General features: G+C 56.6%; 17 protein-coding genes. 1 reads left to right on the top strand and 16 read right to left on the bottom strand.

Annotation, left to right across the window (positions count from 1 at the left end):
• Nucleotides 1–6: 6 nt before the first annotated feature.
• A complete protein-coding gene (gene yacG / locus DG357_RS03935) occupies nucleotides 7–201 on the top strand; it encodes a DNA gyrase inhibitor YacG (RefSeq protein ID WP_028015516.1) in 195 nt (64 codons plus the stop codon).
• 34 nt (nucleotides 202–235) lie between these two features.
• On the opposite strand, the gene mutT is transcribed toward yacG, so the two are convergent.
• The 16 genes from mutT to DG357_RS03855 all read right to left on the bottom strand — a co-directional run bounded on the left by mutT (nucleotide 236) and on the right by DG357_RS03855 (nucleotide 20305).
• The gene (gene mutT, locus DG357_RS03930; RefSeq protein ID WP_028015515.1) at nucleotides 236–628 is read right to left on the bottom strand and encodes an 8-oxo-dGTP diphosphatase MutT; all 393 of its coding nucleotides are present in this window, start codon (nucleotides 626–628) and stop codon (nucleotides 236–238) included.
• 57 nt (nucleotides 629–685) lie between these two features.
• On the bottom strand, nucleotides 686–3391 hold the full coding sequence (secA, locus tag DG357_RS03925; protein ID WP_047367326.1) for a preprotein translocase subunit SecA: 2706 nt from the start codon (nucleotides 3389–3391) through the stop codon (nucleotides 686–688).
• Between the two features lie 58 nt (nucleotides 3392–3449).
• A complete protein-coding gene (gene secM, locus DG357_RS03920; RefSeq protein ID WP_048960901.1) occupies nucleotides 3450–3953 on the bottom strand; it encodes a secA translation cis-regulator SecM in 504 nt (167 codons plus the stop codon).
• Between the two features lie 280 nt (nucleotides 3954–4233).
• Nucleotides 4234–5151 carry a UDP-3-O-acyl-N-acetylglucosamine deacetylase gene (lpxC, locus tag DG357_RS03915; protein WP_006810110.1) on the bottom strand — a complete coding sequence of 306 codons (918 nt, stop codon included), beginning with the start codon at nucleotides 5149–5151 and terminating at the stop codon, nucleotides 4234–4236.
• Nucleotides 5152–5252: 101 nt separating this feature from the next.
• Complete coding sequence (ftsZ, locus tag DG357_RS03910) at nucleotides 5253–6404, bottom strand: cell division protein FtsZ (RefSeq protein WP_008501978.1); 1152 nt, start codon at nucleotides 6402–6404, stop codon at nucleotides 5253–5255.
• A 63-nt stretch (nucleotides 6405–6467) separates the two neighbouring features.
• Entirely contained in the window at nucleotides 6468–7724 is a 1257-nt protein-coding gene (gene ftsA, locus DG357_RS03905; protein WP_006173845.1) for a cell division protein FtsA, read from the bottom strand.
• Nucleotides 7721–8563, bottom strand: coding sequence for a cell division protein FtsQ (ftsQ, locus tag DG357_RS03900; RefSeq protein WP_045259458.1), 843 nt, complete (start codon nucleotides 8561–8563; stop codon nucleotides 7721–7723). The genes ftsA and ftsQ overlap by 4 nt, the downstream gene beginning before the upstream one ends.
• Nucleotide 8564: 1 nt before the next feature.
• On the bottom strand, nucleotides 8565–9485 hold the full coding sequence (locus DG357_RS03895) for a D-alanine--D-alanine ligase (protein ID WP_041911244.1): 921 nt from the start codon (nucleotides 9483–9485) through the stop codon (nucleotides 8565–8567).
• Nucleotides 9478–10953 carry a UDP-N-acetylmuramate--L-alanine ligase gene (murC, locus tag DG357_RS03890; protein WP_028015510.1) on the bottom strand — a complete coding sequence of 492 codons (1476 nt, stop codon included), beginning with the start codon at nucleotides 10951–10953 and terminating at the stop codon, nucleotides 9478–9480. Before murC ends, DG357_RS03895 begins: the two co-directional genes overlap by 8 nt.
• A 56-nt stretch (nucleotides 10954–11009) precedes the next feature.
• Nucleotides 11010–12074, bottom strand: a complete 1065-nt coding sequence (murG, locus tag DG357_RS03885) for an undecaprenyldiphospho-muramoylpentapeptide beta-N-acetylglucosaminyltransferase (RefSeq protein ID WP_028015509.1) — start codon at nucleotides 12072–12074, stop codon at nucleotides 11010–11012.
• Nucleotides 12071–13315 carry a cell division protein FtsW gene (gene ftsW / locus DG357_RS03880; RefSeq protein ID WP_028015508.1) on the bottom strand — a complete coding sequence of 415 codons (1245 nt, stop codon included), beginning with the start codon at nucleotides 13313–13315 and terminating at the stop codon, nucleotides 12071–12073. The genes murG and ftsW overlap by 4 nt, the downstream gene beginning before the upstream one ends.
• Nucleotides 13315–14631 carry a UDP-N-acetylmuramoyl-L-alanine--D-glutamate ligase gene (gene murD, locus DG357_RS03875; RefSeq protein ID WP_088204374.1) on the bottom strand — a complete coding sequence of 439 codons (1317 nt, stop codon included), beginning with the start codon at nucleotides 14629–14631 and terminating at the stop codon, nucleotides 13315–13317. Before murD ends, ftsW begins: the two co-directional genes overlap by 1 nt.
• Before the next feature lie 2 nt (nucleotides 14632–14633).
• Nucleotides 14634–15716 (bottom strand): phospho-N-acetylmuramoyl-pentapeptide-transferase, encoded by a 1083-nt coding sequence (mraY, locus tag DG357_RS03870; RefSeq protein WP_008501985.1) that lies wholly within the window; start codon nucleotides 15714–15716, stop codon nucleotides 14634–14636.
• A complete protein-coding gene (murF, locus tag DG357_RS03865) occupies nucleotides 15710–17068 on the bottom strand; it encodes a UDP-N-acetylmuramoyl-tripeptide--D-alanyl-D-alanine ligase (RefSeq protein ID WP_088204373.1) in 1359 nt (452 codons plus the stop codon). The genes mraY and murF overlap by 7 nt, the downstream gene beginning before the upstream one ends.
• Nucleotides 17065–18552: a UDP-N-acetylmuramoyl-L-alanyl-D-glutamate--2,6-diaminopimelate ligase gene (gene murE, locus DG357_RS03860; protein WP_014882540.1), complete on the bottom strand. Its 1488-nt coding sequence runs from the start codon at nucleotides 18550–18552 to the stop codon at nucleotides 17065–17067. The genes murF and murE overlap by 4 nt, the downstream gene beginning before the upstream one ends.
• A complete protein-coding gene (locus DG357_RS03855; protein ID WP_028015504.1) occupies nucleotides 18539–20305 on the bottom strand; it encodes a peptidoglycan glycosyltransferase FtsI in 1767 nt (588 codons plus the stop codon). The genes murE and DG357_RS03855 overlap by 14 nt, the downstream gene beginning before the upstream one ends.
• Between the last annotated feature and the right edge of the window lie 9 nt (nucleotides 20306–20314).

The following is a 20314-nucleotide window of genomic DNA, read 5'->3' as shown; positions in this document are numbered from 1 at the left end:
GTGCCAATGTCTGACGTCACCACCGTAAACTGCCCAACCTGTGGGAAAACTGTCGTCTGGGGAGAAGTGAGTCCGTTTCGCCCGTTCTGCTGCAAGCGCTGTCAGCTCATTGATCTGGGCGAATGGGCGGCGGAAGAGAAACGTATTCCGAGTGAAGGCGACCTCTCGGATAGCGATGACTGGAGCGAAAGCCAGCAGTAACGTTCAAAGCCTGCTGGCGATTCGTTCGGCAGGCCTACATGTTTGTCGCTAAGCGGCGGATCACAGGCTCATTGGCTGGCGGGAATTTGTCGGCATCACTGACCTGAAGTTCCACCCAGTTACCCGGCTGTCCCTCTTTTCCCCAGGGTTCACCTTCCCAGCTTTCCACCAGCCAGAACCACAGCGTGATGTGCCTGTCGGGAAACTGATACTCCAGCTTATCGAACAGCGTGGCGCCAAGCGGGGTAATCCCCACCTCTTCCTGCAGCTCACGCACCAGCGCCTCTTCCGGTGTTTCTCCTGATTCGATTTTCCCGCCAGGAAACTCCCACTTGTTCGCCATATGGGCGTCAGCAGCGCGCTGGGTGATGAAGATTTGGTTTTGCGGGTTGCGAATAATCCCGACGGCAATTTGCAGTATTTTCATAGCGTCACTTCCATAAAAAAGGCGCAGATATCTGCGCCTTTTCAGTTAGTTATGTTCTTAGCTCAGGCGGCCGTGGCACGCCTTGTATTTTTTACCGGAACCACACGGGCACGGATCGTTACGACCGACTTTACGATCGCCGGTCTGCGCGGCGATCGCTGCTGCGGCTTCGCTTTCGTCAGTCTGGTGGCTCAGCTGTTGCATCTGCGCCAGACGCTCAGCTTCTTCACGACGCTGCTGCTCCATCGCTTCCACTTCTTCCGGCATGCGCACCTGAACCTTGCTCAGGGTGCTGATCACTTCGTACTTCAGTGACTCCAGCATAGAGGCAAACATGGAGAAGGATTCACGCTTGTACTCCTGCTTCGGATCTTTCTGCGCATAGCCGCGCAGGTGGATACCCTGACGCAGGTAGTCCATCGCCGCCAGGTGCTCTTTCCACAGGGAGTCCAGCGTCTGCAGCATCACGCCTTTTTCGAAGTGACGCATCATCTCAGCGCCAACCACTTCTTCCTTACGCTTATAAACCTCCAGCGCGGTTTCAAAGATACGTTCGCGCAGGGTCTCTTCATGCAGCTCAGGCTCTTTGTCCAGCCACTCTTTGATTGGCAGATCGAGATCGAAGTCGTTTTTCAGACGTTCCTGCAGGCCTTCAACGTCCCACATCTCTTCCAGAGACTGCGGTGGAATATGCGCGTCGATGGTGGCTTTGAACACATCTTCGCGGATGCTGTTGATGGTTTCGCTCACGTCGGACACGTCCAGCAGTTCGTTACGCTGGGTGTAGATCGCGCGACGCTGATCGTTGGCCACGTCATCATATTCCAGCAGCTGCTTACGAATATCGAAGTTGCGGCTTTCCACTTTACGCTGGGCGTTAGCGATCGCTTTAGTCACCCATGGGTGCTCAATGGCTTCACCAGGCTTCATGCCCAGCTTACGCATCATGCCGGACACGCGGTCGGAGGCGAAAATACGCATCAGCGCATCTTCCATAGACAGGTAGAAGCGGGAAGAACCGGCATCACCCTGACGGCCCGCACGGCCGCGCAGCTGGTTGTCGATACGACGAGATTCGTGACGCTCGGTACCGATGATGTGCAGACCACCGGATGCCAGCACCGCGTCGTGACGCACCTGCCAGTCGGCTTTGATCTGCTCGATCTGCTCTGGCGTTGGGTTTTCCAGCTCTGCGACTTCAGCCTGCCAGCTACCGCCGAGCATAATATCGGTACCACGACCCGCCATGTTGGTGGCGATGGTCACGGCTCCCGGATAGCCCGCCTGAGCAACAATGTCCGCTTCTTTAGCGTGGAACTTGGCGTTCAGAACGTTGTGCTTGATGCCTGCTTTGGTCAGCTCATTGGAAACCACCTCGGATTTCTCGATGGAGATGGTCCCCACCAGAACCGGCTGACCATTGGCAGTACGGTCGCGAATATCTTCGATGATCGCCTGAATTTTTTCCGCTTCGGTCATGTACACCAGGTCCGGCATATCCTTACGGATCATCGGACGGTTGGTTGGCACAACCACGGTATCCAGCTTGTAGATGGAGCTGAATTCAAACGCTTCGGTATCTGCGGTACCGGTCATCCCCGCCAGCTTCTCATACAGACGGAAGTAGTTCTGGAAGGTGATGGATGCCAGCGTCTGGTTTTCGTTCTGGATATCCACGCCTTCTTTCGCTTCAACGGCCTGATGCAGACCATCAGACCAGCGACGACCCTGCATGGTACGGCCGGTGTGTTCATCGACAATGATGACTTCGCCGTCTTTCACGATGTAGTCAACGTCGCGGGTGAACAGCGCGTGGGCGCGCAGCGCGGCGGTCACGTGGTGCATCAGCATGATGTTGCTCGGGGAATACAGGGACTCGCCCTCTTCCATAATGCCTTCAGCCACCAGCAGCTCTTCGATTTTCACCAGACCGCGTTCGGTCAGGTTCACCTGGCGCGCTTTTTCATCTACGGAGAAGTGGCCTTCACCCTGGAAGGTATCGGAGTCTTCTTTCTCCTGACGCAGCAGGTGTGGAATGATTTTGTCGACTTTACGGTACATGTCAGAGCTGTCTTCGGCCGGGCCGGAGATGATCAGCGGGGTACGCGCTTCATCGATCAGAATGGAGTCAACCTCATCCACCAGCGCATAGTGCAGCTTACGCTGGACGCGCTCTTCCGGGCTGAACGCCATGTTGTCGCGCAGGTAGTCGAAGCCGTATTCGTTGTTGGTGCCGTAGGTGATGTCCGCGTTGTAGGCTTCGCGCTTGGCGGGTGCCGGCAGTCCGGACATGTTGATGCCGACGGTCATGCCGAGGAATTCGAACAGCGGACGGTTGTTTTCGGCATCACGCTGGGCCAGATAGTCGTTGACGGTAACGACGTGAACGCCCTTACCGGTCAGTGCATTCAGGTAAGCCGGCAGCGTTGCGGTCAGGGTTTTACCTTCACCGGTACGCATTTCCGCGATGCAGCGTTCGTTAAGCACCATACCGCCCAGCAATTGAACGTCGAAGTGACGCATGCCGAACACACGTTTACTCGCTTCACGCACAACGGCGAAAGCTTCCGGGATCAGGCTTTCTAAGGTTTCACCTTTTTCCAGACGCGCACGGAATTCCGCCGTTTTCGCTTTCAGCTCATCATCAGAGAGCTTCTCCATCGCCGGTTCCATACCGTTGATGACGGCAACAGCTTTGCGCATACGGCGCAGGGTACGATCGTTACGACTACCAAAAACTTTGGTTAATAATTTGATTAGCATAATAAATTCTCAAACGCCCCAGACGGGCAGATAAATTAAGGTATTGAAAAAGGTTAATTTAGCTGAGGCGTTGAGGCCCGGCACGGATGCCGTGAACCTGGCTAATCCATGTCGAAACGGAGAATGATAGAGGAGGAACAAACCAGGTTTGCGCCGTCTGACTCACGGTCACGGGCGGCTGGTTATCCTGCGTCAGAAGCGCATTAAGCGTATCGAGCAGGGCAAGATGCTGAGCCTGAACCGGCAGCGACTCTTCAGCAACAGGCATCGTCTGCGGCGCCATCGCGAACGACAGATGACGAATAACCGTGCGGATGGCGTGCTGCTGCCAGTAATCAACGGAGAAATTAGGACGACGGCTGGCTTCAAGCCACGCGAGATTAGTAAAGTTAACCCGCGTCGAGAGATCGTGTTTAGTTGTCGTGGAACGTGCTGGCGTCGCCGCTTCCGCACTGTTACTGAGCGCAGGCAAGCCGAAACTCGCCGCGACCATCCCTAATAAGAGATGCGGCCAGAAGTAACGTCTGCCAAATTGTCGCCAGCGCGTCAGTATTCCGCTCACTTGCTCCACCACAATCGCCCGCCAGTGCAGGCTGAGTTCAGTTATTCTTTTTTAGCGCCCAGATATTACCACTAAAGCCAATACGCAGCAGCAGGAATGACACCTTGCAGCAGGTAAAAACGGTCAATAATGCAGCGAACACACCGTTATTCGGCACCCGACAATGGCCAGGGAGTAGAGGGGCAAATCAAAGAAGGGTAGAAATAAAAACGACTGGCTTCCCTGGTCGGAGAGAGTACCAGGTGAACCAGTCGCTTTTCTTACGAAACGGCGTTAACCGTTACGCCAGGACCATAGTCGGTGCTTTGAACGCCAGCGGCAGTTCCGCTTCGTCTTCAAAGGTCACATATTCCCAGGCTTCCTGTTTTGCCAGGACGGCCTGCAACAATTTGTTGTTCAGTGCATGACCGGATTTGAACGCGGTAAATGCACCAATGATGTTGTGACCACACATGAACAGGTCGCCGATCGCATCCAGCATTTTGTGACGAACGAATTCATCTTCAAAACGCAGGCCGTCTTCGTTCAGTACGCGATAATCGTCAACAACGATGGCACAATCGAAGCTGCCGCCCAGGCACAGGCCGCGGGACTGCAGATATTCGATATCACGCATGAAGCCAAACGTACGTGCGCGGCTGATCTGGCGCATAAACGCATCAGCAGAGAAGTTCATCGCGTAGCGCTGGGTGCTGGAGTCAATCGCCGGATGGTTAAAGTCGATGGTAAAGTCCAACGAGAAACCATTGTACGGTTTGAATTCAGCCCACTTGTCGCCATCTTCGACGCGAACGGTCTCTTTGATGCGAACAAATTTCTTCGCACAGTTCAGTTCTTCGATGCCGGCATCCAGCAACAGATAAACGAACGGCGCAGCACTACCATCCATAATCGGGATTTCTGGCGCATCGACTTCAACAATAATGTTGTCGATACCCAGACCCGCCAGGGCGGCGTTCAGGTGCTCTACGGTAGAAATCCGCACGTCATGCTCGTTCACCAGACAAGTACAGAGCATTGTATCACGCACAGATTTGGCATCGGCCGGAAAATCTACCGGTGGATTCAAGTCGGTGCGACGATAGATGACCCCGGTATTGGCCGGCGCAGGGCGTAACGTCAGTGTGACTTTCTTGCCGGTATGTAAACCGACACCCGTCGCCTGAACGATACGTTTAAGTGTCCTTTGTTTGATCATCGTATAATCTCGCCAAATTAACTATCCAACCGAGAGTGTATATCACTAACGGTGGGCCAGTTTAGCACAAAGAGCGCAAATCCCCAAATTCCAGCCAATTCTTAGTCAGCTTGCTTACGCAGGAACGCCGGGATGTCCAGATAATCTGGCTCTTTTGCCGTTTGCGGCGTTGGGTCGTTTACCACTTTCGCGGCCGGTTTTTGCTCCTGAGTCAGAGGAGACATACCGTGCTGCTGGTAACGATCCATTACCGGTTGCTGAGTCTGCTTGTTGGTCACGAGGGTGATCTCAGGACGCTTGTCCATACCGATACCGGTCGCAACAACGGTAACACGCAGCTCGTCGTTCATTTCCGGGTCAAGGGAAGTACCGATTACCACGGTCGCGTTGTCAGAAGCGAACGCGCGGATGGTATTACCCACGGTTTCGAACTCATCCAGACGCAGGTCAAAGCCAGCAGTAATGTTGACCAGCACGCCGCGCGCACCGGACAGATCGATATCTTCCAGCAGTGGAGAAGAGATAGCCATTTCAGCCGCTTCTTCCGCACGGTCTTCGCCGCTCGCCACGCCAGAGCCCATCATCGCGTAGCCCATTTCGGACATGACGGTGCGAACGTCTGCAAAGTCAACGTTCATCAGGCCAGGACGGGTAATCAGTTCTGCGATACCCTGGACCGCACCTTTCAGCACGTCGTTTGCTGCGCCGAAGGCGTCAAGCAGGGAGATACCACGACCCAGAACTTTCAGCAGCTTGTCGTTCGGGATGGTGATCAGCGAGTCCACATGCTTGGACAGCTCGGTGATACCCTGTTCCGCGAAGGCCATACGCTTTTTGCCTTCGAAGTTGAAAGGCTTGGTCACGACAGCAACGGTCAGGATACCTAAATCTTTAGCTACTTCAGCGACAACAGGTGCTGCACCGGTACCGGTACCGCCGCCCATGCCTGCTGCGATGAAGACCATGTCCGCACCTTCCAGTGCAGCACGCAGGGCTTCACGATCTTCTTCAGCCGCGTTGCGACCGACTTCCGGGTTAGCCCCAGCGCCCAGCCCTTTGGTGATGCCACCGCCGATCTGGATAGTCTGGCCGACTGCCGTTTTACGCAGTGCCTGCGCATCGGTGTTAACTGCGAAGAATTCAACACCTTCAATGCGTTCACGCACCATATGCTCTACGGCGTTACCGCCGCCGCCACCGACGCCGATGACTTTAATCACCGCGTCGTTGGTCAGTTCCATAGGTTCAAACATAATTTCTCTCTCCGTTGTGCCTGTCGCCCGAGACCGCTAATTCTCTCCGGTCTCTTTAAAAAATTAAAACTCTTTTCGCAGCCAGTTGTTCAGTCGTTTGACCCACGACCCCACTGAGACGCGTTTTTCCACTTCCGCTTCACCACTGAGATGAGATTCCTTCCCGTAGTGGAGCAGGCCCACAGCCGTTGAATAGTACGGCTCCTGAGCATAATCCGTTAAACCGGTAATATTCAGCGGCGCACCAATACGCACCTGCGTATGGAACACGCGCTGAGCGCAGGCCGCAAGACCTTCAATTTGCGCTGCACCGCCGGTTAATACAATCCCCGCCGCAAGATGATGCTTAACCCCCTGCTGACGAAGCTGTTCCTGAAGCTGTAAAATCTCTTCGTTGACCAGGTTGAGCAGCTCGGTATAGCGCGGCTCAATTACCTCTGCCAACGTCTGGCGCTGCAGGCTACGCGGCGGACGGCCACCCACGCTCGGCACCTCAACGCTCTCATCTTTACCAACGATAGACCCCAGCGCACAGCCGTGGCGTACTTTAATCGCTTCTGCATCGCTCGGTGGCGTACCAAAAGCGTAAGCAATATCGCTGGTCACAACGTTCCCTGCGTAAGGGATCACTTTGGTATGGCGCAGCGCACCGCCGGTATACACGGCCATGTCCATTGTACCACCACCGATATCCACCACACAGACACCCAGTTCACGTTCGTCTTCGGTCAGCACGGAATAACTTGCCGCCAGACCGGCGAAAATAAGTTGGTCAACTTTCAGGCCACAACGTTCAACGGCTTTTACGATGTTCTTCGCCATATCGTTGTGACATGTGATCAGGTGCACTTTTGCCTGCATACGAACGCCAGACAGACCAACCGGGTTCTTGATCCCTTCCTGGTAGTCAATCGCATATTCCTGCGGGATCACGTGCAGCACGCGATGCTCATCGCGAACGCGCACGGACTTCGCCGTATGCACAACGTTTTCAACATCTTCCTGCGTCACTTCTTCTTCAGAAATCGGCACCATACCGATTTCGTTCTGGCAGCTAATGTGCTTGCCAGAAAGGGCCAGATAGACAGAAGAAATCTGGCAATCTGCCATTAATTCAGCCTGGTCGATGGCGCGCTGTACGCATTTCACCACCGACTCAAGGTCGTTTACCCCACCTTTATCCATACCACGGGACGGGCAACTGCCCACGCCAATGATATTGACCATACCGTCGGGCAGAACTTCCCCTACTAAAGCGGCAACCTTCGCGGTGCCAATCTCCAGTCCAACTACCAGTTTTCTGTCCGTCGCCTTGATCATTGTTGTTCTGCCTGTACCTGTGCCTGATTCTGTTGCTGATTAGGTTCCTCGACCGGAGCCGGCTCCCAACCGACTGCTGCGCCTGAGTCATAGCGCAAATCAACGTAGCTTATCCGTTTGCCGTCCGCCTGCGCCTGCTGTTGTAAAACCGGGTAAAGTTCTACAAAACGCGCAAGACGTTTCATTGTGTCGCCGCGTCCCAGGTTGAGCTTAATGCCGTTCGTCAACGTCAGCTGCCAGGAGCGGCGCGCCGTCATCGCAGCATCTTTTAACGTAAACCTGTCCTTCGCCAGCACCTGCCCCATTTCACGAAAACCCTGCAATACTTCGTTTTCGCTGCCTTCAGGGCCATACAACATCGGTAAATTTTGCTTGTTGACACGATCGCTCGGGACGCTGAAGGAATTTCCATCTACGTCAACCATGTGCTGATCATTCCAACGCGCAATGGGCACATATTCAACCAGATGAATCTTCAATTCATCAGGCCATTGTTTTCTGACACTCGCCTGTTTTATCCAGGGCAGACGTTCAATCTGGCTCTGGATAATATTGACGTCCTGCGTCATAAAGGTGCCGGGCGATCCCAGCGCCAGAATAGACTGGCGAATATCATCGTTACGCGTGTAGTGACGCTCGCCGGTCACCACCAGCTTTGACAGCGGCAACCGCTGTGCGTCTTCCATCCAGCCCAGCACCATCCAGCCGCTGATAAACACGGTGCACAGCACCCCGAGCAGGAAGATTATCCCTGCAAGACGCGTTCCATTACTCCGGCGTGAAGAAGTGTATTCTTCTTCGTCATCGCGGTTGCGCGTGTTCAATGCAGCCTGAGACATATCAGCCCGCCTGGTCCAGAATACGTACGACTAACTGCGAGAAGCTCATTCCCGCCTGACGCGCCGCCATCGGCACAAGGCTGTGGCTGGTCATTCCCGGTGACGTATTGGCTTCCAGCAGATAAAACTGCCCGTCATTGTCCTGCATCACATCAATGCGTCCCCAGCCGCTGCAGCCCAAAACATTCCAGGCTTTAAGCACCAGGGACTGTAATTCGGCTTCGCGCTCTGCTTCAAGACCACAAGGGCAGAAATATTGCGTCTCATCAGAGAGATACTTCGCCTCATAATCATAGAAGACTCCGGCGGGTTGGATGCGAATTGACGGTAAAATTTCTTCGCCAAGCATCGCGACGGTAAATTCCGGCCCGCTGAGCCATTTTTCAATCAGAACTTCTTCATCGTGTTGAAATGCCAGCGCTAAAGCAGATGTTAAATCTTCAGCTTTATCGACCTTTGACATCCCGACGCTCGACCCTTCCCTGCTCGGCTTTACAATAACCGGTAAGCCCAGTGCCGCAATGCGTGTATTAACGCTGTCCGACAGGCCCAATTCAAATTCGCCGCGCGTCAGCGCCACCCACGGCGCAACGGGTAAACCCGCTCCCTGCCAGAGTAACTTACTGCGCAGTTTATCCATAGATATGGCGGATGCCATCACGCCGCTTCCGGTGTAAGGCAGGCCGATCAGCTCCAGAAGCCCTTGCAGGGTTCCGTCTTCACCGCCACGACCATGTAACGCGATAAAGACCTTATCGAAGCCCATCGCTTTTAATTGCGTCACGTCGACCTCTTTTGGATCGACAATATGTGCGTTTACGCCGCCTTCACGCAGGCCCGCCAGCACGGCAGCGCCGGAATTCAGAGAAACCTCGCGCTCGGCGGAGTTGCCGCCAGAGAGGACTGCAATCTTATCAGCCATGATGCTCATCCTCCTGGGTTTGCGGCTTCAGTTTGATTTCAGCTAAGGTACGGGCGATCTTGCCGATATTTCCCGCACCCTGAATCAGGATGAGATCGTTACCGGTCAGGACCGGTGCCAGAATTTCCGCCACCTGTGCCGGGTCAGAAACCAGAATAGGGTCAACTTTACCGCGCCCGCGGATGGTACGACACAGGGAACGGCTGTCTGCGCCTGGAATTGGCGTTTCGCCGGCGGCGTAAACATCCAGCATCAGCAGGGTATCCACCTGTGACAGCACGCTGGCGAAATCGTCATACAGATCGCGGGTACGCGTGAAGCGGTGCGGCTGGAAGATCATCACCAGATTCTTCTCCGGCCAGCCCGCGCGTGCGGCTTTGATGGTCGCGTCCACTTCCGTCGGATGGTGGCCGTAGTCGTCCACCAGCATCGCGGTACCTGGCTTACCATTCACCGCATCCAGCGGGAACTCGCCGAGGAAGTCAAAGCGACGCCCCGTCCCCTGGAAGCTTTCCAGCGCGCGCAGGATCGCCTCATCATCAATGCCTTCTTCCGTCGCAACAGCCACTGCCGCTGCGGCGTTGAGCGCGTTATGGCGCCCTGGCGCATTCAGCGTGACGTGCAGCAGCTCTTTGTCCTGACGCGCCAGAGTGAAATGCCCCTGCGCACCAATCTGTTTGTACTCTTCCACGCGGACGTCAGCGTCTTCGCTGAAGCCGTAGGTGGTGATTTGACGACCGACGCGCGGCAGCAGCTCGCGGATCACCGGGTCGTCCACGCACATCACCGCGCGGCCATAAAACGGCAGGTTGTGCAGGAAGTTGATGAAGGTCTGCTTTAAGTTTTCGAAGTCGCCCTGGTAGGTATCCATATGGTCAGCTTCGATATTGGTGACAATCGCCACCATCGGCTGCAGGTGCAGGAACGACGCGTCGCTCTCATCCGCTTCCGCAATCAGATAACGGCTATGGCCCAGACGCGCATGCACGCCTGCGGCTTTCACCAGACCGCCATTGACAAACGTCGGATCGAGACCCGCTTCCGCATAAATGCTGGAAACCATCGCCGTGGTCGTGGTTTTACCGTGGGTACCGGCAATCGCAATGCCGTGACGGAACCGCATCAGTTCCGCCAGCATTTCTGCGCGGCGGATCACCGGAATGCGCGCTTCGTGCGCGGCAACGATTTCCGGATTGTCAGAGGAGATGGCGCTCGATACCACCACCACGCTTGCATCGCGCACGTTTTCCGGGCGATGGTTGAAATAGATAGTCGCCCCAAGCGACGCAAGCTGCTGCGTGACAGGGTTTGGCGCCAGGTCGGACCCGCTGATCTGATAACCTTCGTTAGCTAACACTTCGGCAATACCGCCCATGCCGGCACCACCGATGCCAACAAAGTGAATGTGCCGGACGCGACGCATCTCGGGCACGATTGAACGCAGTTTTGCCAGTTGTTGTGTATTCATTCTCTAAACGCCATCGACTACTTAAAATTCGTGCAGCGCAACACGCGCTGCGAGGGTTAAGCCTGGGCTGCCAGGCTCACTTCTTTTGCCACCCGTTCTGTCGCATCCGGGATAGCGGCAGCGCGCGCGCGCTGTGCCATCTCTAGCAGTGCGTCTCTGTTCCAGCCCGCCAGGGTGGTGGCGACCGCATCGGCGGTAAAGTGTGGCTGCTCAAAAATTTTCGCCGCGCCGGCTTTCTCAAGCGGCAGCGCGTTCCAGTACTGCTGTCGGTCTTTGTGCTGGAACGGCACGAACAGCGCTGGCAAGCCGGCGGCGGCGATTTCGCTCACCGTCAGCGCGCCAGAGCGGCAGACCACGACATCGGCCCAGGCATAGGCTGCGGCCATATCGTCAATAAATTCCGTCACTTTATGCTGCGGCTGGCCTTCATCAGCGTACGCCTGCTCAACGGTCTGCTGAGCGCCTTTACCGCTTTGGTGCCAGATAGTCACGGCATCACCCAGCTTTGCCGCCACCTGCGGCATTGTCTGATTCAGAATGCGCGCACCCTGAGAACCACCAACGACCAAAACACGAACCGGGCCTTCACGTCCCGCCAGGCGGGCATCCGGCAGCGGCAGAGCCAACACGTCGACGCGCACCGGGTTACCCACCACGTCCGCTTTCGGAAACGCGCCGGGAAACGCCTGCATCACTTTGGTGGCGATTTTCGCCAGCCACTTGTTGGTCAGACCGGCAATACCGTTCTGCTCGTGCAGAACAACGGGAATGCCTAACGACCACGCGGCCAGCCCGCCGGGACCAGAAACATAGCCGCCCATACCCAGCACCACATCGGGCTTAAAGCGCTTCATGATGGTGCGCGCCTGACGCCAGGCATTAAAAATACGCACCGGCGCCAGCAGCATGGCCTTGAGGCCTTTGCCTCGCAGGCCGGAAATACGAATAAAGTCGATCTCAATACCGTGCTTCGGTACCAGGTCGGCTTCCATGCGGTCTGCGGTTCCCAGCCAGCGTACCTGCCAGCCCTGCTCCATTAAATGGTGCGCAACCGCCAGCCCCGGGAACACGTGTCCACCGGTACCGCCTGCCATCACCATTAACCGCTTCGGTTGATTCATCGTGAACCTCGTGTAAACGCCTGGGCTTTCTCCAGACGCGTCTCATAATCTATGCGTAACAAAAACATAATGGCCGTCGACATGATCAACAGGCTCGAACCACCATAGCTGATCAGCGGCAACGTCAGACCTTTGGTCGGCAGCATACCCGCTGCGGCCCCGACGTTAACCAGCGCCTGGAAGCTAAACCAGATACCAATTGAGCAGGCTAAGAAGCCTGAGAAGCGGTGATCGATCTCCAGCGCTTTTCGGCCAATCGACATGGCGCGGAAAGCGACGAAGAATACCATTAAAAGCGCTAATACCACACCGATATAACCCAGTTCTTCCCCAATAATGGAGAAGATGAAGTCGGTGTGCGCCTCCGGTAAATACTCCAGTTTCTGTACCGAGTTGCCCAGACCTTGCCCCCAGACTTCACCGCGGCCAAACGCCATCAGCGACTGCGTCAGCTGGTAACCGCTACCGAACGGATCTTCCCATGGGTTCCAGAACGAGGTCACGCGGCGGATACGGTAAGGCTCGGCGAGGATCAGCAGCACCACTGCTGAAATCCCCATCCCGATGATGGCGATGAACTGCCACAGCTTGGCCCCTGCCAGGAACAGCATCGCCAGCGTGGTGACAAACAGTACGACAACGGTCCCGAGGTCAGGCTGCGCCAGCAGCAGGATCGCCAACACCAGAATGACGCCCATCGGCTTTAAGAAGCCGCGAAGGTTGTTACGCACCTCATCGACTTTTCGCACCAGGTAGTTTGCCAGGTAGCAGAATAACGAAAGCTTGGTGAACTCCGCAGGCTGAATACGCAGCGGGCCGAAGGCGATCCAGCGTGATGCCCCGTTAACGGAGCTCCCGACAACCAGCACGATCAGCAGCATGATAATGGAGGCGATCAGCATCGCGGTACTGTGGCGCTGCCAGAACGCCATCGGCAGACGAAGCGTTACCAGCGCCAGGCAGAACGCCAGAATGATGTACAGCCCGTCACGCTTGGCGAACAGAAAGGGATCGTTCGCCAGACGCTGTCCAACGGGCATAGAGGCCGACGTCACCATGATAAAGCCGATCGCCGCCAGCCCCAGCGTCAGCCAGAACAGGGTGCGGTCGTACATAATCAGGCTATCGGAATCTTTATCCCGTGAAGCCATCACCCAGCCTTTCAGCGCCGCAAACAGCCACACCAGAATTCCAAATCCTGGCAGGCGCGGCATTTTCAGGCGAGGGAGAGATAAACGCATCAGCCTAACTCCTTCGCAAGGCGGGTAAAGACATCGCCACGCTGTTCGAAATTCTTAAACTGATCGAGGCTGGCGCACGCCGGGGAGAGCAGAACCATGTCGCCAGGCTGCACGCGCGGGGCAATCAGGCGCATCGCCTGTTCCATCGTTTCAGTTTGCTCAGCAACTTCCGGGCGTAGTTCAGCCAGCTCGCTGCCGTCACGGCCAAAGCAGTACAGGCGGATGTTATCGCCGGTGAGGTACTGTTTCAGGGAGGAGAAATCAGCGGATTTGCCGTCGCCACCCAACAGAAGATGCAGGGTGCCGTCAACGTGCAGACCGTTCAGCGCGGCCTCTGTGCTTCCCACGTTGGTCGCTTTGGAGTCGTTAATCCAGCGCACGCCGTTATGCTCCAGCGCCAGCTGGAAACGGTGTGCCAGGCCGGAAAACGTGGTCAACGCTTTCAGGCTGGAAGAGCGCGGCAGCCCTACGGCATCTGCCAGCGCCAGCGCCGCCAGGGCATTGGTATAGTTGTGCTGGCCGGAAAGCTTCATCTCCTTCACGTTCAGCACCTTTTCACCTTTCACGCGCAGCCAGGTTTCGCCCAGCTGGCGGTTCAGATGATAATCACCCATGGTGATACCAAAGCTGATGCAGCGCTCGTCCGCGCCGCGCACCGGCATGGTCAGCGCGTCGTCGGCGTTAACCACGCAAACTTTGGCATTTTCGTAAACACGCAGCTTGGCCGCGCGATACTGCTGCAGACCAAACGGATACCGATCCATATGATCTTCCGTCACGTTGAGGATCGTTGCCGCCGCCGCATGCAGGCTGGAGGTGGTTTCAAGCTGGAAGCTGGAAAGTTCCAGAACGTAAAGCTCGCAGCCTTTGTCCAGCAGCATCAGCGCGGGCAGGCCGATATTGCCGCCTACCCCTACGTTCATGCCCGCGGCTTTCGCCATTTCACCCACCAGGGTAGTGACGGTGCTTTTGCCGTTAGAACCGGTGATCGCGATAACCGGCGCCTGCGCTTCGCGGCAGAACAGCTCGATATCGCCGACAATCTCAACGCCCGCATCCGCAGCAGCGCTCAGTGAAGGGTGCGCCAGCGCCATACCCGGGCTGGCGACAATCAGATTGGCTGCCAGCAGCCAGTCATCATTCAGACCACCAAGGTGGCGTTCAACCTGTTCCGGCAGCTTGTCCAGACCCGGCGGAGAGACACGCGTATCCATCACGCGCGGCGTCACACCGCGCGCAAGGAAAAAGTCCACGCAGGAGAGGCCAGTGAGGCCTAACCCGATGATAACGACTTTTTTACCCTGGTAATCTGCCATGATTAACGTACCTTCAGCGTTGCCAGGCCAATCAGCACCAGCATCAGCGAAATAATCCAGAAGCGCACAATCACGCGCGGCTCCGGCCAGCCTTTCAGTTCATAGTGGTGGTGGATCGGCGCCATACGGAAGATGCGCTGACCGCGCAGCTTGAAGGAGCCGACCTGCAAAATCACCGACAGGGTTTCAACCACAAACACGCCGCCCATGATCACCAGCAGGAACTCCTGACGCAGCAGCACGGCGATAATGCCGAGCGCGCCGCCCAGCGCCAGAGAACCGACGTCACCCATAAAGACCTGCGCCGGATAGGTGTTGAACCAGAGGAAGCCCAGCCCCGCGCCGACTATCGCCGTACAGACGATCACCAGCTCACCCGCGTGACGCAGATAAGGAATGTGCAGGTAGTTCGCAAAGTTCATGTTACCGGTCGCCCACGCCACCAGCGCAAAACCAGCCGCCACGAAGACGGTTGGCATAATCGCCAGACCATCCAGGCCATCGGTCAGGTTAACGGCGTTACCGGTACCAACAATCACAAAGTAGGCCAGCAGGATGTAGAACAGCCCCAGCTGCGGCATCACGTCTTTAAAGAACGGCACCACCAGTTCGGTGGCGGGCGTATCTTTTCCTGCCAGATACAGCGCGAAGGCAACGCCCAGCGCAATCACTGACATCCAGAAATACTTCCAGCGGGCAATCAGGCCCTTCGTGTCTTTGCGGACGACTTTACGGTAATCATCCACAAACCCGATAATGCCGTAGCCCACCAGTACGGTCAGCACGCACCAGACGTACGGGTTAGACGGATAGGCCCACAGCAGTACGGAAACGACGATCGCGGTCAGGATCATGATCCCGCCCATCGTCGGCGTACCGCGCTTGCTGAAGTGCGACTCCGGACCGTCGTTACGTACGACCTGGCCGAAAGAGAGTTTTTGCAGACGGGCAATCATGCGCGGGCCCATCCACAACGAGATGAACAGCGCAGTCAGCAGGCTGACGATGGCGCGAAACGTCAGATACGAAAAGACGTTAAAGCCTGAATAATATTTGACCAAATGTTCGGCCAGCCAAACTAACATGTCCCGTTCTCCTGTAATGCGTGCACAACCTCTTCCATGGCGGCACTACGTGAACCTTTCACTAACACTGTCACAATTTGTTTTTCTGTAATTAATGCCTTAAGGCGCTCAATCAACGCGGCTTTGTCGGCAAAATGTTCGCCAACGCCGCTGGCATGGCTAATCGCCTGGCTCAGTTTTCCTGCGCTCAGCACGCAGTCCAGTCCCGCCGCTTTCGCCGCTTCACCCACCTGGGTATGACAGGCTTCGCTTTCATCGCCCAGCTCCGCCATGTCGCCAACCACCATGACGCGGTAGCCCGGCATTTCAGATAGCACCTGCACCGCCGCCGTCATTGAGCCGACGTTCGCGTTGTAGGAGTCATCAAGCAGCAATTTGTTTTCTGCAAGCGGGATCGGGTACAGGCGTCCCGGCACGGCTTTCAAATTCGCCAGCCCGGTTTTAATCGCCTCGTGTGACGCTCCCACCGCCGTCGACAAGGCCGCTGCCGCCAGCGCATTGGCGATGTTATGGCGTCCCGGCAGCGGTAACAGCACGTCTACGTCACCCGTTGGGGTAGCAAGCGTGAATTCCGTACCGTGCGACGTCACATGGATATTGGTCGCGGTAAAGTCACTGTTGGCCGCGTTCGGCGAGAAGCGCCAGGTTTTACGCGAGCCAATGATGCTCTGCCAGTTCAGCCAGTCGTTGTTGTCGGCATTGAGAATGGCAATGCCGTCAGCAGGCAGACCGGTGTAGATTTCGCCTTTCGCTTTTGCCACGCCTTCCAGCGAGCCAAAGCCTTCCAGATGCGCTGCCGCGAGGTTATTCACCAGCGCCGCTTCCGGGCGAGTCAGGCTCACGGTCCAGGCGATTTCGCCCTGGTGGTTTGCCCCTAACTCGATCACCGCAAACTCATGCTCTTTGGTCAGGCGAAGTAATGTCATCGGCACGCCAATGTCATTATTGAGGTTGCCTGAGGTATAAAGCGTATTACCGCACTGGCTGAGGATGGCCGCCGTCATCTCTTTCACTGACGTTTTGCCCGATGACCCGGTCAGCGCGACAACGCGAGCAGGCACCTGCTGACGAACCCAGGCGGCCAGTTCACCGAACGCGAGACGCGTATCGCTCACCACTATCTGCGGCAAATCGATATCCAGCCTGCGGCTGACCAGCAGCGCGCCAGCGCCGTTTTCTTTGGCCTGTCCGGCAAAATCATGCGCGTCAAAACGTTCGCCTTTCAGCGCCACAAACAGACAGCCCGCGGTCACTTTGCGGGTGTCGGTGGTGACCGCGTCAATGGTCAGATCCTGGCCCAGCAGCTCGCCGTGCAGTACCGCAGCGGCCTGGCTTAAGGTGATGCTAATCATGCGACGACTCCCAGCAGACGCGCTGCCGTTACGCGGTCGGAGTAGTCCAGACGACGATTGCCAACAATCTGATAGTCTTCATGACCTTTACCGGCCAGCAGAACGACATCATTTTCTTTTGCCTGCATGATGGTGTTTGTCACGGCTTCCGCGCGGCCTTCCACCACACGGGCGCGACCGGCGTCCAGCATACCCGCCAGAATGTCGTTGATGATGGCGCGCGGCTCTTCGGTACGCGGATTGTCATCGGTGACCACAGGAATGTCCGCGAACTGCTCCGCAATGGCGCCCATCAGGGGACGTTTACCTTTGTCGCGATCGCCACCGCAGCCGAAGACGCACCAGAGTTTACCGGTGCAGTGCAGGCGTGCCGCTTCCAGCGCTTTTTCCAGCGCATCCGGCGTGTGGGCATAATCGACAACCACGGTCGGTTTGCCCGGCGCGCTAAACACTTCCATACGGCCGCAAACCGGCTGGAGACGCGCTGACGTTTTCAGCAGTTCCGCCATCGGATAACCCAGCGCCAGCAGCGTTGCCAGCGCCAGCAGCAGGTTGCTGACGTTGAACGCCCCCATCAGGCGGCTTTCAATTTCACCTTCACCCCAGGAAGAGGCAAAGCGGATCGTCGCGCCACTGTCGTGATAGTTAACGTCAACGGCCTTCAGCCAGCGGCCGTGGCAGTTCGGATTGATATGGTCTTCCATCGACACCGCTACCGCGTCTGGCAGCTTCGCAAGCCAGCGGCGGCCCACTTCGTCGTCGGCGTTGATGATGGCCTGGCCGTAATGGTGAGTAGAGAACAGCAGCCATTTCGCGGCTTCGTAGTGCTCCATATCACCATGATAATCAAGGTGATCGCGGCTCAGGTTGGTGAACACTGAAGCAGCAAACTTCAGTGCCGCGACGCGGTGCTGTACCAGGCCGTGCGAAGAAACTTCCATCGCGGCAAAGGTTGCCCCCTGCCCTGCCAGACCGGCAAGCACGTGCTGTACGTCAACCGCCGAACCGGTGGTGTTTTCCGTCGGGCTCACTTTACCCAGCAGGCCGTTACCCACGGTACCCATCACCGCACCGGTTTCACCCAGCAGCTGAGCCCACTGCGCCATCAGCTGCGTGGTGGTGGTTTTTCCGTTCGTGCCCGTCACGCCAACCAGACGCAGTTGGTCGGAAGGTTCGTGATAAAAACGTCCTGCCAGTGCAGAGAGACGCTCATTCAACTGGCTGAGATAGATAACCGGCACCCCGTGCATTTCACGGATCTCACCGTCGGTTGCCTCGTCTTTAGCCTCAGCAATAATGGCAGCCACACCTTGCGCAATCGCCTGCGGGATATAACGACGCCCGTCCGCCTGATGACCAACCACCGCCACAAAAAGATCGCCAGAAGCAGCCACGCGGCTGTCCAGTACCATCTCTCGCAGTGCTCGCTCCGGTGCATTTGGCACCCACGGAGCGAGAAGGTCGCGCAAATTACGATCTGCCACCTGTACCCTCGCCTTGATTAATTACAAATTCACTTTTTTCGCCCGTCGCCAGCGCATCTGGTTCAACGTTCATGGTGCGTAACACGCCGCCCATGATGGCGCCAAACACAGGCGCGGAAACGGCGCCGCCGTAGTATTTACCCGCCTGTGGATCGTTAATCACGACCACCAGCGCAAAACGCGGATTGCTAGCAGGCGCAACGCCTGCGGTATAGGCAATGTATTTGTTGATGTAGCGGCCGTCTGGCCCCACCTTTTTCGCCGTACCGGTTTTAATGGCGATGCGATAGCCTTTGATGGCCGCCTTCACGCCGCCACCGCCCGGCAGCGCCACGCTTTCCATCATGTGCACAACGGTACGAACGATGGATTCCGGGAAGATACGCTCGCCCGGAACCGGTGGATCAACTTTGGTGATGGACAGCGGGCGATAGACGCCGTAGCTGCCAATCGTTGCGTAGACTCGCGCTAACTGTAACGGGGTTACCATTAGCCCGTAGCCGAAAGAGAAGGTGGCCCTCTCTATGTCAGACCACCGTTGTTTTTGAGGATATAAGCCACTGCGTTCTCCGACCAACCCCAAATTGGTCGCCTTTCCAAGTCCAAAACGTGAGTAAGTCTCTACTAACGCTGAGGACGGCATCGCTAACGCCAGCTTTGAAACACCGACGTTACTCGACTTCTGTAACACCCCGGTCAGGGTCAATTCGCTGTAGCGCGCCACGTCTTTAATCTCGTGGCCGTTAATACGGTAAGGGATCGTGTTCAGGACCGTGTTTTCATTGACGATACCGCGCTGAAGCGCCGTCATCACCACCATCGGTTTCACCGTGGAGCCGGGTTCGAACACGTCGGTAATCGCCCGGTTACGCATCGCATCTTTTGCGGTGCCGGTAAAGTTGTTCGGGTTGTAGGAAGGACTGTTGGCCATGGCCAGCACTTCTCCGGTGCTGACATCCACCAGCACGGCGCTGCCGGATTCTGCCTTGTTAAACGCCACGGCGTTGTTCAGCTCGCGGTAGACCAGCGCCTGCAGGCGCTCGTCGATACTCAGAGCCAGGTTGTGCGCAGCCTGGCTGTCCGTAGAGGAGATATCTTCAATGACGCGCCCGTAGCGGTCCTTACGCACAATTCGCTCGCCAGGCTGGCCGGTGAGCCACTTATCGAAGCTTTTTTCAACGCCTTCAATCCCCTGGCTGTCGACGTTGGTGAAGCCGATGAGGTGAGCGGTTACTTCGCCGGACGGATAGTAACGACGCGATTCTTCGCGCAGATGAATGCCCGGCAGCTTCAGTTTTCGAATGTAGTCCGCCATGTCAGGGTTAACCTGGCGCGCCAGATAGATAAAACGCCCTTTCGGGTTCGCGTTGACGCGGGAGGCTAGCTGATCCAGCGGCATTTTGAGCGCATCTGAAAGCGCTTTCCAGCGGTTATCAAGCGTGATGCCACCGGCGTCGTGCAGCTCTTTCGGGTCGGCCCAAATCGCTTTCACCGGCACGCTCACCGCCAGCGGGCGACCTGAACGGTCAGTGATCATTCCGCGAGAAGTCGACACTTCCTGAACGCGAAGGGAGCGCATATCGCCCTGGCGTACCAGCATGTCAGGGGCGATGATTTGCAACCACGCCACGCGTCCCAGCAGGAAACCCAGCGCCAGTAAAATGCAGCCGCAAAGCAACGCAAAACGCCAACTGATGAAGTTGGCCTGTTCTTCCTGACGTTTTGGTTTAAGCGTTTTTGCCGCTGCTTTCATGCGTCGCGT

The sequence above is a fragment of the Enterobacter bugandensis genome (genome assembly GCF_900324475.1).
In the GTDB taxonomy this organism is placed as follows: Bacteria; Pseudomonadota; Gammaproteobacteria; order Enterobacterales; family Enterobacteriaceae; genus Enterobacter; species Enterobacter bugandensis.
This window is presented reverse-complemented; position numbering and strand designations above follow the sequence as displayed.

Coding starts and splice junctions, on each gene's coding strand:
- ftsZ (WP_008501978.1), bottom strand. CDS start 6,404: ATGTTTGAACCTATGGAACTGACCAACGACGCGGTGATTAAAGTCATC.
- murD (WP_088204374.1), bottom strand. CDS start 14,631: ATGGCAGATTACCAGGGTAAAAAAGTCGTTATCATCGGGTTAGGCCTC.
- mutT (WP_028015515.1), bottom strand. CDS start 628: ATGAAAATACTGCAAATTGCCGTCGGGATTATTCGCAACCCGCAAAAC.
- ftsQ (WP_045259458.1), bottom strand. CDS start 8,563: ATGTCTCAGGCTGCATTGAACACGCGCAACCGCGATGACGAAGAAGAA.
- murG (WP_028015509.1), bottom strand. CDS start 12,074: ATGAATCAACCGAAGCGGTTAATGGTGATGGCAGGCGGTACCGGTGGA.
- murF (WP_088204373.1), bottom strand. CDS start 17,068: ATGATTAGCATCACCTTAAGCCAGGCCGCTGCGGTACTGCACGGCGAG.
- ftsA (WP_006173845.1), bottom strand. CDS start 7,724: ATGATCAAGGCGACGGACAGAAAACTGGTAGTTGGACTGGAGATTGGC.
- mraY (WP_008501985.1), bottom strand. CDS start 15,716: ATGTTAGTTTGGCTGGCCGAACATTTGGTCAAATATTATTCAGGCTTT.
- DG357_RS03895 (WP_041911244.1), bottom strand. CDS start 9,485: ATGGCTGATAAGATTGCAGTCCTCTCTGGCGGCAACTCCGCCGAGCGC.
- ftsW (WP_028015508.1), bottom strand. CDS start 13,315: ATGCGTTTATCTCTCCCTCGCCTGAAAATGCCGCGCCTGCCAGGATTT.
- murC (WP_028015510.1), bottom strand. CDS start 10,953: ATGAATACACAACAACTGGCAAAACTGCGTTCAATCGTGCCCGAGATG.
- DG357_RS03855 (WP_028015504.1), bottom strand. CDS start 20,305: ATGAAAGCAGCGGCAAAAACGCTTAAACCAAAACGTCAGGAAGAACAG.
- secA (WP_047367326.1), bottom strand. CDS start 3,391: ATGCTAATCAAATTATTAACCAAAGTTTTTGGTAGTCGTAACGATCGT.
- yacG (WP_028015516.1), top strand. CDS start 7: ATGTCTGACGTCACCACCGTAAACTGCCCAACCTGTGGGAAAACTGTC.
- lpxC (WP_006810110.1), bottom strand. CDS start 5,151: ATGATCAAACAAAGGACACTTAAACGTATCGTTCAGGCGACGGGTGTC.